The following is a 13,871-nucleotide window of genomic DNA, read 5'->3' as shown; positions in this document are numbered from 1 at the left end:
ATGACGACCGTGACCGAACAGACAGTCAGGCCCGCGCGCAAATGGCGAGGAGCCTTTCGCGGCATCCTGGGCAATCCGGCGCTGGCCATCGGCCTTGGCATCCTGGCCGTCATCGTCTTCGCTGCGATCTTTGCCGACTGGGTATCGCCCTTCGATCCGTTGAGGGCCAATCCGCTCGCCCGCTACAAGGGGGTGTTCTCCGGCTGGAATCTCCTCGGTACGGATGAGCTCGGGCGCGACATCCTGAGCCGCCTCATCCACGGCACGCGCTATGCGCTGCTGGTCGCGATCGTGCCGACGGTCATTGCGCTCGCCATCGGTGGCCTGCTCGGGATGATCGCCGGCTATATCGGCGGGTTCGTCGATACCGTGATCATGCGCTTCTTCGACATCATGTTCGCCTTTCCGGGCATCCTTCTGGCGCTTGGCATCAGCGCGGCGCTCGGGCCGGGACTGTCGTCGATGATCATCGCGATGGTCGTTGTCACCGTACCCGCCTTCGGCCGCATCGTTCGCGGTGCCGTGCTGCAGGTCAAGGAAGAGGTGTTCATCGAGGCCTCCCATGCTCTCGGCTTCCGCGCCCGGCGCATCGCGCTCCGGCACATCCTGCCGAACATCCTCGGGCCGGCCATCGTCTACGGCACGCTGCAGACCGGGCGGAATGTCATCCTGTCGTCGAGTCTCAGCTTTCTCGGCCTCGGCCCGCAGCCGCCTGCTCCCGAATGGGGTCAGATGCTGTCGAGCGGCCGCACGGCACTGGCGACGGCCGCCCATGTCGCGACCATTCCGGGCCTTGCCATCGTCGTGCTCGCCGTCGCCTTCAACCTCATCGGTGATGGTGCCCGCGACTACCTCGATCCACGTTTCAACAAGCAGCGGGACTAAGACGATGCTCGTGTTCGCCCTCAGACGCGCGTTCCAGATCGTTCCCGTGATCATCGGGGTCACGATCGCGACCTTCCTGCTCGCCAAGATCATCCCCGGCGATCCGGCCGACATGCTGCTCGGCGCCACGGCTTCGGAAGAGGCAAAGGAAGCGCTGCGGCTCAGCATGGGGCTGCATGAACCGGCCTATGTTCAATACCTGATCTATGTCGGCAACCTGCTGCAGGGCGATCTCGGTCAGTCCTTCACCTTTGCGCAGCCCGTTGCGACCGTCATCCTCGATCGCCTCGGCAACACGGCTCTCCTTGCCGTCGCCGCCATCATCCTTGCCGCCATCTTCGGCGTTGCGGCAGGCACCTGGGCGGCGCTGAAGCCGGGTTCGCTGCGCGACCAGTCGCTGTCGGTGATTGTCCTGTTCTTCAATTCGATGCCGTCCTTCTGGCTCGGCCTCGTGCTCATCATGATCTTCGGTCTCTATCTGCGCATCCTGCCGGTTGCGGGGATGCAGAGCGTCGGTGGCGGCGACGGCATGCTCAGCCTTGCCGCGCATATGATCCTGCCGTCGATCACCCTTGCCGCCTGGTCGCTGGCGACGATCGCCCGCATGACCCGCTCCTCGCTGCTGGAGGTCATCAACAGCGATTACGTCCGCACCGCGAGGGCGAAGGGCATGCGTGAGTCCCGTGTGGTGCTGCGCCATGCGCTGCCGAACGCGATGCCGCAGATCATCACGGTGATCGGCATGCAGATGGGCTTCCTGCTCAGCGGCGCCGTGCTGACCGAAACCATCTTCTCCTGGCCCGGCATCGGCCTTGCCATGTACCAGGCGATTTCGACCCGCGACATTCCGCTGATCCAGGGCGGCATCCTGATCCTCGCCCTGGCCTTCGTGCTCATCAATTTCGCTGTCGACGTCCTCTACTCGTACTTCAACCCGAAAATCAAACTGTGAAGGAGCCGGCCATGTCTCTCCTCACACCGCAAACGGACCCGACCCCGACAATGCCCACATCCGCCCAACAGGACGTTTTCACTTCCTATGTCAGCGGCGCTGCAATCGCGCCCGCCGGCCGGAAAATCCCGCTTCATGACCCCTCGACCGGTGCCGTCTGGGCAAGTGCCGTCGTTTCTGACGACGCTGTCGAGCTTGCCGTTGCCAGCGCCGCCAAGGCCTTCGTTTCGGAGCCGTGGGCGTCGATGACGGGATATGACCGCGCATTGCTTCTTCGCAAGCTCGGTGCGCTGATCGCTGACAACGCGGATCGCCTCGGTGCGCTGGAAAGCCTTGCCAATGGCAAGAGCCATGCCGCCACTGCTGCCGAAATGAAGGCGACGGCCACCTGGTACGACTACTATGCGAGCGCGCTCGACACCCATGACGATGTCTTCCGCACCGTCTCGCGCACCGCAGACGCCCGCATCGTGCGCGAGCCGCTCGGTGTCGTCGTCGCCATCACGCCGTTCAACGGCGCACTCTCGCTCGGCTCCTGGAAGTTGGCGCCGGCGCTTGCCATGGGCAATGCGGTGATCCTGAAGCCGCCGGCGGAGGCGCCGGGCTCCAGCATCGCGCTTGCCGAGCTGGCGATGGAAGCAGGTTTCCCGGCGGGCATCGTCAATGTGGTGATCGGTGATGCGGTGGCCAGCGAGGCGCTCGCGACCCATCCCGGTGTGCAGATGGTGAGTTTTACCGGCAGCACGGCGACAGCCAAGGTCCTGGGTGCAAAGGTCGCCGCCGGCATGAAGCGCTTCGTCTGCGAGGCGGGTGGCAAGTCGGCCCATATCGTCTTTGCCGATGGCGATATCGACGGTGCCGTCATTGCCGCAACGCAAGGGGCCTTTTCCGGCAGCGGTCAGACCTGCGTCGCCGGTTCGCGCATCCTTGTACAGGCCGAAATCTACGACAGCTTTGTCGAGCGCTACATCGCTTCCGTGAGCCGTATCCGTCTCGGCCATCCTGCCTCGCCAAGGGCGCATATCGGCCCGGTCGCGAACAGGCGACAGTACGAGCGTATCAACGGTTTCGTGAACGAAGCGGTGGCAGAGGGTGCGCGCCTTGCTTCCGGTGGTCAGAAGCCCGATCTCGGGCCGGAACTCATCGATGGCTACTGGATCGCCCCGACGATCGTTCTCGATGTTTCGAGCGACATGCGGATCTGCCGCGAGGAAATTTTTGGACCCGTCGTCACCGTGCAGCGTTTCGAGACGGAAGACGAGGCGATTTCCATGGCGAACGGCGTGGAATACGGCCTTGCCGCCGGCTTCTGGACCCGCGACGTCGGCCGCGTGCGCCGCGTCTCGCGACAACTGCAGGCCGGAACCGTCTGGGTCAACACCTATCGGGCGATCAACCTGCGTGTCCCCTTTGGCGGCTACAAACAATCCGGTATCGGCCGCGAGAACGGCGTCGAGGCCATGGACGAGTTCTCCCAGGTCAAGGCGATCGTCGTCGAATACGGCCCGGCGGCCGACCCCTTCGCAAACTGACATTCGAACGGAAAGGAAATCCGATGACACTATCGGCAAGAAAGCCCCTGTTGATCGACGCCCTGCAATACAACAAGCCGGAGCGCGCCCGCTTCGAGGAGTGGAAGCGCGGTGGCGTCGGCTGCGTGCACGTGACGCTGTCGATCTGGGAGAATGCCCGCGAAACGCTGACCGTGATCGGCGAATGGAACCGCCTTCTCGAGCAGAACGCGGACCTGATCGCCCTTGCGACGACGGGCGAGGACATCGAGCGCATCGCCGCCTCCGGGCGCACCGCGGTGGTCTACGGTTTCCAGGATACCTCGCCCTTTGAAGACGATATCGAGCTGATCGAGATCTTCTACCAGCTCGGCGTGCGCATTGCGCAGCTCACCTACAACGTCCAGAACCGGGTTGCTTCGGGGTGCTGGGAGCCTGACGAGGCCGGCGTTTCGAAATTCTTCGGCCGAAATGTCATCGCGGAAATGAACCGCGTCGGCATGGTGGTGGACGTCTCGCACTGCACCGAGCGTACCTGCTTCGACGCGATCGAATATTCTTCGCGCCCGATCGCCGTCACCCACGCCAATCCGCAGGAATTCGTCGGCACGGACATCGAGCTGAATCGCCGCAACAAGTCGACGGCGCTGATCAAGCGTCTCGCCGAGACCGGCGGCGTCATCGGCCTCAGCAACTATCCGAAGATCATGAAGAACGGGTCGGACTGCACGCTCGACACCTTCCTCGACATGGTCGCCTGGACCGTCGATCTCGTCGGTGCCGACCATGTCGGCCTCGGCACGGATTTCTACGACGGCTGGCCGGAAAGCCAGATCAAGTGGTGGCGCGCCGGCCGCTGGGCGCGCGAGAGTGCCATCCCGATCAAGGGCTTCTCCAAGTGGCCCTCGTGGTTCCAGTCCCCGGTCGATTTCCCGAACATCCTCGAAGGTCTCGAAAAGCGCGGCTTTTCCGGAGAGGAGATTGCCGGGATCGTCGGCGGAAACTGGCTGAAGCTCTTCCGCGAAGGCTTCGTTCCAGCCGCCTCGGTGAAAACGGCCGACGCTGCATGAAACGGCGGTGATGGCGGGAGACACCTGTCGTCCCGCCATCACCCACCAGGATTGAACCGGAGAGCACGATGAGCCAGACCGATATGACAATGCAGGCGAGCGGAGGCGTGGGGTTTTCCATGAAGATATCCCGCGTGGTCTACCCGCTCCTGTCGCTGATCGTGATCATCGCGTTGTGGCAGCTCGTCGTCTCGGTCGCAAAGCCCGCGCCCTATCTCCTGCCGTCGCCCGGCTCCGTGGCCTCCACGCTGATTTCGCAGTTTCCCGTGCTGATCTATCATTCGGGCATCACCGCGTTTGAAACGCTGATCGCCTTTCTGTTCAGCATCGTCGTCGCGCTGCCGCTCGCAGTGCTGATCGCACGCTTCCGCTGGTTCGAGGACGCGGTCTATCCGCTGCTCGTCACCAGTCAGGCCGTGCCGAAGGTCGCGCTGGCGCCGCTCATTCTCGTCTGGCTCGGCTTCGGCCTGCACACCAACATCGTCGTCGGCGTGCTGATGGCCTTCTTCCCGGTCGTCATCAGCGGTGTTGTCGGTCTCAAGAGCGTGCCGCAGGATATGGTCTTCCTCGGCAAGACGATGGGGCTTTCGCAGGCGCAGATGTTCCGCAAGATCTATCTGCCGCATGCGCTGCCGAGCCTCTTCGGCGGCCTGAAGGTCTGCGTGACGCTCGCCGTGGTCGGGGCTGTCGTCGGCGAGTTCGTCGGCTCGGATCGTGGCCTCGGTTATCTGATCCTCTTGTCCAGCGGACAGTTGCAGACGGCGCTGATGTTCGCCGCCCTCATCCTTCTGGTCCTCATCGGGGTCGTCAGCTTCGCCATCGTGCAATTCGTCGAGGCGCGCGTGATGCCGTGGCATCGCTCTCAGCGCCGCGACGGACATTGAGGAGCGCGCCATGGGCAAGTCCATCACAATCGACAAGGTCTCGCGGTCCTATGCCGGACTGGAAGCGCTGGTACCGACCTCCATCGACATCGAGCCGGGCGAGTTCCTCTCCATCGTCGGGCCTAGCGGGTGCGGCAAGAGCACGCTGTTGCGCATCATCGCCGGCCTCGACTTCCCGACCGCGGGTACGCTTCGCATCGGCGGCCGGCCGGTGAGCAAGGCGGAAACGGATCTCGGTTTCGTCTTCCAGTCGCCGGTCCTGCTGGAATGGCGCAGCGTTATCGACAACATCCTCCTGCAGGCGGAGGCACGCGGGCTGCCGGATGCGGAATACCGTGCCAAGGCGAAGGATCTCCTGGCTGCAGCCGGTCTTGCCGGCTTCGAGAACGCCTATCCGCACCAGCTCTCGGGCGGCATGAGCCAGCGTGTCAGCGTCTGCCGCGCGCTTGTTCACGACCCGTCGCTGCTCCTGATGGACGAGCCTTTCGGTGCACTGGATGCGCTTACCCGCGACCAGATGATGGTCGACCTCCAGTCGCTCTGGCTGCGCTCGCGACCGACCGTCGTCTTCGTCACGCACTCGATCCAGGAGGCCGTGTTCCTGTCCGACCGCATCGTGGTGATGGCGCCGCGCCCCGGGCGCGTCGAAGCGGTGCTGGACGTGCCGTTGCCACGCCGTCGCCGGCTCTCGGTGCGCGGCACGCCGGAATTCAACGGGATCGTTGACCAGATCCTCGTCCATTTTGAACGCATGGGCGTCATCCGTGACGATGCCGAAGACGCAGCCTGAGATCCCTAGAAAGGAACCGAACATGAGACATTTCAAGCAGGCGGGCAGCACGCTTCTGGCCCTTGCCCTGATGAGCACCACAGCCCTTGCCGCAGACAGCATCCGCCTGCGCCTCGACTGGAGCTGGTGGGCGGGGCAGACGCCGATGATCCTTGCCAAGGAGAAGGGGTTCTACGACGAGGTCGATCTCGACGTGGAGATCGCGCAGGGACAGGGATCGAAGACCACGACCATGGTGGTCGGCGAAAATGCCGACCCGATCGGCCATGCCAACCTTTCAACCGTCGCCCAGTCGGTTTCCGCGGGCGTGCCGATCACTGCCGTTGCCGGCTGGTGGCAGCAGGGCCCGATCTCGCTGATCTGCGCCGATCCGTCCATCAAGACGCCGGCCGATGTGAAGGGCAAGCGCATCGGTTCCACGCCGACCGGCTCCGACGGCCAGATCCTGCCCGCCTTCCTCAAGGCCAACGGCCTTGAACTGACCGACATCTCGCTCGTCAACATGCCCGGCGACGCGAAGTTCGCCGGTATCGCTTCCGGCCAGCTCGATTGCATCAGCGGCGACGACTACTTCTACGCCCCGCAGCTCAAGGCGCAGGGCAAGGCGGTTTCGGTGCTGAAATATGCCGATTGGGGCGTAACCAATCTCGGCTTCGGCATCGTCGTCAACAATGAGTATCTGGCGCAGAACCCGGACATCGTGAAGCGCTTCCTCGCCGCGACGAGGAAGGGCATGGAATACACCTTCGCCCACAAGGACGAGGCCGTCGAAATCTTCCTCAAGGTTTCCGGCAACACCCAGCCGGCCGAGTTCCACCGCAGCGTGCTCGATGCCTATGAGGCTTCGCTCCACACCAAGGAGAGCGCGGGCAAGCCGCTCGGCTGGATGGCCGAGGCGGACTGGGAGGCGATGAACAAGACGCTCGCCGAATTCGGCTCGATGCTCGGCAAGAAGGAGGCGACCGCCTACTTCTCCAACGATCATCTGCCGCAATAGCCCGCACTGAACGCGGGCGGCTTGCCCACCCGCCCTCTATCGCAAGCAAACTGGAAATCGCATGTCGAACATCGCCGATTTATCGACTGGCACATACGACGCCATCGTCGTGGGGGGAGGGCACAACGGTCTCGTGGCGACCGCCTATCTCGCCAAGGCCGGGCTGCGCCCGCTGCTGATCGAGGCGCGGCCGACGCTCGGAGGCCCCTGCGGAACCTTCGAGTTCCTGCCGGGCTATCGCTGCGCCTTCACCAACTCGCCCGGCAGTTTCGAGCCGCGCTTCATTGCCGAGCTGCAGTTGGAGCATTTCGGCCTGAAATTCATTCGCACCGATCCGACGGTCGTGCATCCGTTTCCGCGCGGCGCCTTTATCGGCTGGCGCGACAGGGACCGGCTGGCGGCGCAGTTCGACGCCTATGCGCCGGGTGAAGCGGAGCGCTATTTCGGCCTCCTGTCCGATCTCGAAGAACTCGGGCGGCATCTGGGCGCATCGATGTTCGCGCCGTCTCCCGATCTGGTTCGCGCCGCCCGCGACGTGCCCCGCCATCTCGCTGGTCTCTTCGACCGCGTGATGTGCGGCAGCCTGCGCCAGCTGCTCGACGAACGGCTGCAATCGGAAGAGGCCAAGGCGTTGCTCGGCATGCTGGCGCTCAATGCGACGCTGACACCGCCGTCCGCACCCGGTTCGGCCGTGGGTCTGATGATGCGGCCGATCTCGCTCGCGTCCTATGCAGCGCTGGACGAAGACGACCCGCGACGTGCGGCGCTCCGGGGCTCGACGGGCCTTCCGGTCGGCGGTATGGGCGCGATCATCGACGCGCTCGAAGCTTGCTGCATTGCGCATGGTGCGACCATCCTGAAGGATGCGCCGATCGAGCGGATCCTGCATGCATCGGGCCGGGCTCGGGGTGTCGTCACCGTCAAGGGCGATGAATTCTACGCGACGGCCGTGTTGTCGGCGATCAATCCGAAGACGCTTTTCGGCAGGCTGCTGGATGACGAAGCGGTGGGCGCCGACACCCGACGCGAGATCGCTGCGGTGCCGATGCGGGGTTCTGCCTTCAAACTGGTCCTCGCACTCGACGGCGTGCCGCGCTATGCCGGCCTTCCGGCAGATGTGGATCCGGCGCAGGCGGCACAGGTGCAGTTCCGCATCGCGCCGTCCCTCGACTACATCGAGCGGGCAATCGCGGACGGACTGGCGGGGCGACTGGCCGAGCGGCCGATCATGTGGGGCCTGATGCCATCGGTGACCTCGCCGGATATGGCGCCGGCAGGCTGCCACCTCCTCAGCGTCAACGCCTGGCACGCACCCTATACGCTTTCCGAGGGGAGCTGGCCGGAAGCCGGCGAGCGTTTCGCCAATATCTGTATCGACGAGCTTGCGCACTACATGCCGGACCTGCGGCGGCGCCTCGTTGGTCTTCGTTACTTTAATCCAGTCGAGATCGAGGCCGAGCTTGGCCTCGTCCAGTCGAACATCACGCATGGCGACATGCTGCCGAATGCGCTTTTCGGTGCGCGTCCGCATCGCAAGGCACACGATTACCGCACGCCGCTTTCCGGGCTTTACCTCTCGGGTGGCGGAACTTGGCCGGGTGGCTACGTCACCGGCATCCCCGGCTACAACGCCGCAAACACCATCATCAAGGATCTGGACGTCAAATCATGAGAGAACATGCAATGGAATTTCTGGTCAACATCAAGCTTCGCTGGTCTGACGACATGGATCCGGAATTGAAGGCGAAGGTGATCCACGACGAGCGCGCCCACGCTGCCGAACTGATCAAGGAGGGGCATCTGGTGCGCATGTGGCGCGTGCCCTGCCGCTTCGAGAACTGGGGTCTGTGGCGCGCGGCGGACGCCACGCAGTTGCATGAGATCATCACCAGTCTTCCGGCCAATCCGTGGATGTACGATATCGACGTGCTTCCGCTGGCCAAGCATCCGGTCGATCCGATCCACACCGCCGCCTAAAAGGAAAAAGCGAGATGGACACACATCCCGCCCAGATGCCGGTTCTGTCCGTCAGCGATCTCACGACGGCGTTCAGGTCGGGCGACCAGTGGAAGCCGGTCGTCCGCAACCTTTCCTTTTCGATCGCTCCGCGCGAAACGGTGGCAATCGTCGGCGAGTCCGGATCCGGCAAGAGCGTGACGTCCCTGTCGATCATGCGACTGCTGCCGAAGTATGCGAGCCGCATCGAAGGCAAGGTTGTGTTCGGCGGGCGCGATCTGCTGGCGCTTGGCGAAGAGGAGATGCGCAAGGTCCGCGGCAACGACATCTCGATGATTTTCCAGGAGCCGATGACCTCGCTCAATCCGATCTTCCCGATCGGCAAGCAGATCGCAGAGGCGATCACCTGCCACCGCTCCCTTTCCCGGGGCGAGGCACGGGCGGAGGTGACCAGGCTTCTGGAAAAGGTCCGCATTCCCAACGCCAAGGGCCGGTTCGACGACTATCCGCACCAGTTTTCCGGTGGCATGCGCCAGCGCGTGATGATCGCCATGGCGCTCGCCTCGAAACCAAAGCTCCTGATCGCGGATGAGCCGACGACGGCGCTCGACGTGACGATCCAGGGCCAGATCCTCGACCTCATCAAGACGCTGCAGGAAGAGGAGGATATGGCGGTCCTTTTCATCACGCACGACATGGGCGTGGTGGCGGAAGTCGCCGACCGGACGATCGTGATGTTCCGCGGCGATGCGGTGGAGACCGGTGCGACCGAAGACATCTTCAACAACGGCAGGCACCCCTATACGCGGGCATTGCTTTCGGCGGTTCCGCGCCTTGGCTCCATGGCGGGCCATGCCCGGCCCATGCGCTTTCCGGTGATCGACATTACGACCGGCGAGACGCGCCAGTCGGAAAGCGAGGGGCCGATGCCTGCGACCGGCGAGAGGCCTCTCCTGGAGGTGAAGAACCTGACGACACGCTTCGATATCCGCTCGGGCCTGCTCGGGCGAAGGAGCGGCGCCGTCCATGCGGTGGAAGACGTGTCCTTCGACCTGAAGGCGGGCGAGACGCTGTCGCTCGTCGGCGAATCCGGGTGCGGCAAGTCGACGACGGGGCGTTCGATCATACGGCTCGTGGAGCCGACGGGTGGAGCGATCTCGCTTGGCGGTCACGATGTGATGGGCCTCGATCGGGGGGCATTGCGCACGATGCGGCGCAGCATCCAGATGGTGTTCCAGGATCCCTTCGCCAGCCTTGATCCGCGCATGACGGTAGGCGCGGCAGTGATGGAACCATTTATCGAGCATGGCCTCGGCACCAGGGAGCAGGCACGCGACAAGGCCGCCGATCTGCTCGGGCGTGTCGGGCTCAACGCGGACATGATGCGGCGCTTCCCGCACGAATTCTCCGGCGGCCAGCGCCAACGCATCGCGATCGCGCGCGCACTGATGCTCGATCCGAAGGTGATCATCGCCGACGAGGCGGTGTCGGCGCTCGACGTGTCGGTCAAGGCGCAGGTGTGCAACCTCCTTCTCGACCTGCAGCAGAGCTTCAACCTCGCCTATCTGTTCATCAGCCACGATATGGCTGTCGTGGAACGGGTCAGTCATCGGGTGGCGGTGATGTATCTCGGCGAGATCGTCGAGATCGGCCCGCGCCGGGACGTGTTCGAAAATCCGCAGCATCCCTATACGAGGAAGCTGATGGCCGCCGTGCCGATCCCCGATCCCGCCAGGCGCACCATCCGGCGAAATCTCTCCACCGACGAGACAAAAAGCCCGGTCCGCCCCCTCGGCTATGCCCCGCCCAAGCGGCGCTACAACGAGGTCTCGGCGCAGCATTTCGTCCAGGTTTGAGAGGGCTCCGCCACAGTCGGCTTGTTGGTCGCTTTCGGGCTATTGCAGAGCGATGCAAACGCAGCCCGAAGCGTGACGCGGGCGCGGACTGTGGGTGTCGGGTAGCCCTAATCCAAACGAGCAAGGCCTCGCGGTAAAGTTTGGCGTCGCGCGGGCGCTGCCAATCGGACGCTTTAGGAACTGGCGCGCGCTGGCCTAGAGCTTGTCAGGGAAAAGTGGAACCGGTCTTCCTGAAAAGGCAAACGAAAACTAAGAACGCTAGAGTCCGCCGAAATCTGCGAAGCATCCAGGCAAGGTGATTCGTGCCTGGAATCCGACCCTGACCCCACACAAAGACATCTATGCTGGTGCATGCCGGACCGGCAACCGCGTTGCTGTTTCCCCCGTTATGGCGGCAATGGCATTGGTGATGGCGGCGGTTGCGCAGGTGATGGCGGTCTCGCCGGCCCCTGCGGGCACGGGGCTTCCCTCAATCAGCCGGATCTGTATGTCCGGCACGTCTGACATGACGGGCACGGTGTAGTCAAAGAAGCTTTCGGCAGGGATCGCTCCGTCCTCGATCATCAGCTCTTCCCGCAGTGCCATGCCGATTCCCCATACGAGATTGCCTTCAACCTGAGCTCGAACCTGATCTGGATTGATCACCAGCCCGCAGTCGTGCGCGCACCACAGGCCCGTCACTCGATAGCCGTCCGCTGTCCGTGCCACGCGCGCGACGGCGGCGGCATAGGACATTTCCTTGTAGATGCCGCAGGCGAGCCCCATCGCTTCGTCAGCCGTTGCCGATCGGGAAGTCCAGCCGGCATGTCGGCGGCCTCCTCGAGGACTGTTCTCAACCGGTCATGCTGTGGGCCCAATGCGGCGAGGCGCATCTCCAATGGATCGAGCCCCTTGGCTCGTGCCAGAACGTCCATGGCGGTCTCCACTGCAAAATGGTTGGCGGCAGCACCCAGGCCGCGCCATGGTCCCGTCTTGACGGGCAGGCGTACGTCCTCGAATGCCACATGACTGGCCTGGGCGTGGTACGGTGGGGTCGCACCACGCGCAACACAGGGATCGCCGACAAAACTCGTGGCGAACTGCAGGCCCGGTCCCATGGCGGCCGAAGTGAAGATGATGTGGCCGGACCGGAAGATGTGATGCCACTTCGAAATCCGGCCCGTGGCATCGGCCGATGCGCGGATGCGGTGGCAGGAGGGTGGCCGATGGAAGCCTGACCTGAACTCGTCGCGCCGTGACCATTGCACCTTGACTGGCCTGCCGCAGAGCTTGGCCAGCCGTGCGGCCTCCATTTCCGCGGCGACAATGGTTCGAGCGCCGAACCCGCCGCCAATGCGCATGGCATGAACCGTAACGGAGCTTTGGGGGAGGCCGAAGGCGGCGGCGAGCGTGTTGCGGACGAAGAACGGATCCTGTGTGCCGGTCCACACTTCAAGATCGCCGTCACGAAACTGGGCGACTGCTGTGCGCGGCTCGATTGAGGCATGTGCAGCAAGCGGTATGGAAAGTGTGATATCCATGTCGAAGGGTCGGTCGTCCGGAACGCCGGTGTCGAGTATTGTATGTTCCAGTGATCTGTCGTCAGCGACTGACACCATCTCCGCAATATCGAGGGAAGCAAGCGGTGGGCTGTTTTCCTCCACCAGGGAAAGTAGGTCGAGCGCCTGTGCCAGCGCGCCGCGCCGGTTGGCGACGATGCCGATGAAATCATCCTCGCGGTAGAGACCGACATAGCCAGGCACTGCGGCGGCAGCCGACGCATCGACGGAGAGGATGCGACCTTCAATCGCGCGCGGCCGTACGATCGCGCCGAACACCATGTTCTCCAGCCTGATGTCGTCGGCATAAAGCGGTCGGCTGCCGGTCACGATGGCGTCGATGTCGTGGGTCGGAAAGGGATGGCCTACGTTTCGCCGGTCATCACGCGGCACTGCAAGCTTCGGCCTTGCCGTATTCAACTCCTCACCCGTCACCAGCAGAGCCGGACCGGACCCGAGCGTCTCGAAGGAAAGCAGAGAGCCATCATCGCCACGGACACCTGCCGGTTCGATGCGAAGGGTATCGAGCGGGCGGGCAAGTCGTGTCGCGGCTTCGCGTAGAATAGCAGTAGAAAGCGCCGCCGCTGCGCGGGCGACGAGCGGCCCTGTTTCCCGCATGGCATCGGAACCCACCGTCGAACGGGCGACGGGGATGAGGGAGGTATCCGGCAATACGAGATCGATGCGATCGACATTGACATTGAGCTCGTCGGCGGCGACCTGCCTGAGCCCCATGGATATGCCCTGGCCCATCTCCGCGCGGGTCGACAAAAGCCTGAACCTTCCGTCCGGCCGAAGACTGATCCAGGTCGCCGCGTCGACGGTTGTCGGGCCTTTGCGTGGCGGCAGCACCGGCATCAGTGCCCAGGTCGCGCCACCGGCAACGGCAGTGATACCGGCTGTACCCCATCCGAGCGCCTTGAGGAAACCGCGCCGAGAAAGCTTCGGCATCACGTTTCCCCCTGCATGATAGTCTGTGCCCGAGCGATCGCCCGGCGGATACGTGCCTGGGTGCCACATCGGCAGAGTACGCCGTCCATGGCTTCGGCGATCGTGTCCGGGCCAGCTGCAGGATGAGCGGAAAGCAGGGCGTGCGCCGTCATGATCTGCCCGTTCTGGCAGTAGCCGCATTGCGGCACGCTCTCGGCGATCCAGCTTTCCTGCAAGGGGTGCAGTTTGCCGTCGGCGGCCAGCCCCTCCAGCGTCAGGATCGTCCGGCCATCGACTGCGCCGGCGGTGAGCAGACAGGAGCGTTGTGCCTCGCCGTCGATGATGACGGTGCAGGCGCCGCAGGAGCCGACACCGCAGCCGAAACGTGGACCGTTGAGGCCGAAATGGTCCCGGAGCAAGAAGAGCAGCGGTTCGTCGGCGAGATCGTCTGGGACGCTGGCAGGCTGACGGTTCAGGACAATATCCATCGTTTTCTCCCTTC

13 protein-coding genes are annotated in these 13,871 nt (G+C 63.9%); 10 read left to right on the top strand and 3 right to left on the bottom strand.

Annotated features, from left to right (window positions below):
- From P9A16_RS20010 to P9A16_RS19965, 10 genes are all read left to right on the top strand, one after another.
- Complete coding sequence (locus tag P9A16_RS20010) at nt 1-885, top strand: ABC transporter permease (protein ID WP_023512303.1); 885 nt, start codon at nt 1-3, stop codon at nt 883-885.
- Nucleotides 886-889: 4 nt separating this feature from the next.
- Entirely contained in the window at nt 890-1,837 is a 948-nt protein-coding gene (locus P9A16_RS20005; protein ID WP_278025916.1) for an ABC transporter permease, read from the top strand.
- 11 nt (nt 1,838-1,848) lie between these two features.
- Nucleotides 1,849-3,369 carry an aldehyde dehydrogenase family protein gene (locus P9A16_RS20000; RefSeq protein ID WP_278025915.1) on the top strand — a complete coding sequence of 507 codons (1,521 nt, stop codon included), beginning with the start codon at nt 1,849-1,851 and terminating at the stop codon, nt 3,367-3,369.
- A gap of 23 nt (nt 3,370-3,392) precedes the next feature.
- A complete protein-coding gene (locus P9A16_RS19995) occupies nt 3,393-4,418 on the top strand; it encodes a dipeptidase (RefSeq protein ID WP_023512306.1) in 1,026 nt (341 codons plus the stop codon).
- 68 nt (nt 4,419-4,486) lie between these two features.
- Complete coding sequence (locus P9A16_RS19990; RefSeq protein ID WP_023512307.1) at nt 4,487-5,302, top strand: ABC transporter permease; 816 nt, start codon at nt 4,487-4,489, stop codon at nt 5,300-5,302.
- Nucleotides 5,303-5,312: 10 nt separating this feature from the next.
- On the top strand, nt 5,313-6,092 hold the full coding sequence (locus P9A16_RS19985) for an ABC transporter ATP-binding protein (protein WP_023512308.1): 780 nt from the start codon (nt 5,313-5,315) through the stop codon (nt 6,090-6,092).
- 22 nt (nt 6,093-6,114) lie between these two features.
- Entirely contained in the window at nt 6,115-7,089 is a 975-nt protein-coding gene (locus P9A16_RS19980) for an ABC transporter substrate-binding protein (RefSeq protein ID WP_023512309.1), read from the top strand.
- 61 nt (nt 7,090-7,150) lie between these two features.
- Nucleotides 7,151-8,761 (top strand): phytoene desaturase family protein, encoded by a 1,611-nt coding sequence (locus P9A16_RS19975; RefSeq protein WP_023512310.1) that lies wholly within the window; start codon nt 7,151-7,153, stop codon nt 8,759-8,761.
- Nucleotides 8,758-9,066: a muconolactone Delta-isomerase gene (locus P9A16_RS19970; RefSeq protein WP_245290276.1), complete on the top strand. Its 309-nt coding sequence runs from the start codon at nt 8,758-8,760 to the stop codon at nt 9,064-9,066. Before P9A16_RS19975 ends, P9A16_RS19970 begins: the two co-directional genes overlap by 4 nt.
- Nucleotides 9,067-9,080: 14 nt before the next feature.
- Nucleotides 9,081-10,901, top strand: a complete 1,821-nt coding sequence (locus P9A16_RS19965) for an ABC transporter ATP-binding protein (protein ID WP_023512312.1) — start codon at nt 9,081-9,083, stop codon at nt 10,899-10,901.
- A gap of 339 nt (nt 10,902-11,240) precedes the next feature.
- Here the strand turns inward: P9A16_RS19965 and P9A16_RS19960 are convergent, their stop codons facing one another.
- The 3 genes from P9A16_RS19960 to P9A16_RS19950 are packed head-to-tail and all read right to left on the bottom strand — an operon-like array spanning nt 11,241 to nt 13,857.
- Complete coding sequence (locus tag P9A16_RS19960) at nt 11,241-11,582, bottom strand: molybdopterin cofactor-binding domain-containing protein (RefSeq protein ID WP_245290328.1); 342 nt, start codon at nt 11,580-11,582, stop codon at nt 11,241-11,243.
- Nucleotides 11,579-13,390 (bottom strand): xanthine dehydrogenase family protein molybdopterin-binding subunit, encoded by a 1,812-nt coding sequence (locus P9A16_RS19955; protein ID WP_336620612.1) that lies wholly within the window; start codon nt 13,388-13,390, stop codon nt 11,579-11,581. Before P9A16_RS19955 ends, P9A16_RS19960 begins: the two co-directional genes overlap by 4 nt.
- Entirely contained in the window at nt 13,390-13,857 is a 468-nt protein-coding gene (locus P9A16_RS19950; protein WP_023512315.1) for a (2Fe-2S)-binding protein, read from the bottom strand. Before P9A16_RS19950 ends, P9A16_RS19955 begins: the two co-directional genes overlap by 1 nt.
- Nucleotides 13,858-13,871: the final 14 nt, after the last annotated feature.

It is taken from the genome of Shinella sp. 838 (assembly GCF_029623935.1).
Taxonomy (GTDB): Bacteria; Pseudomonadota; Alphaproteobacteria; order Rhizobiales; family Rhizobiaceae; genus Shinella.
The sequence above is the reverse complement of the archived record's forward strand: the minus strand, read 5'-3'. Positions and strand labels throughout refer to the sequence as shown.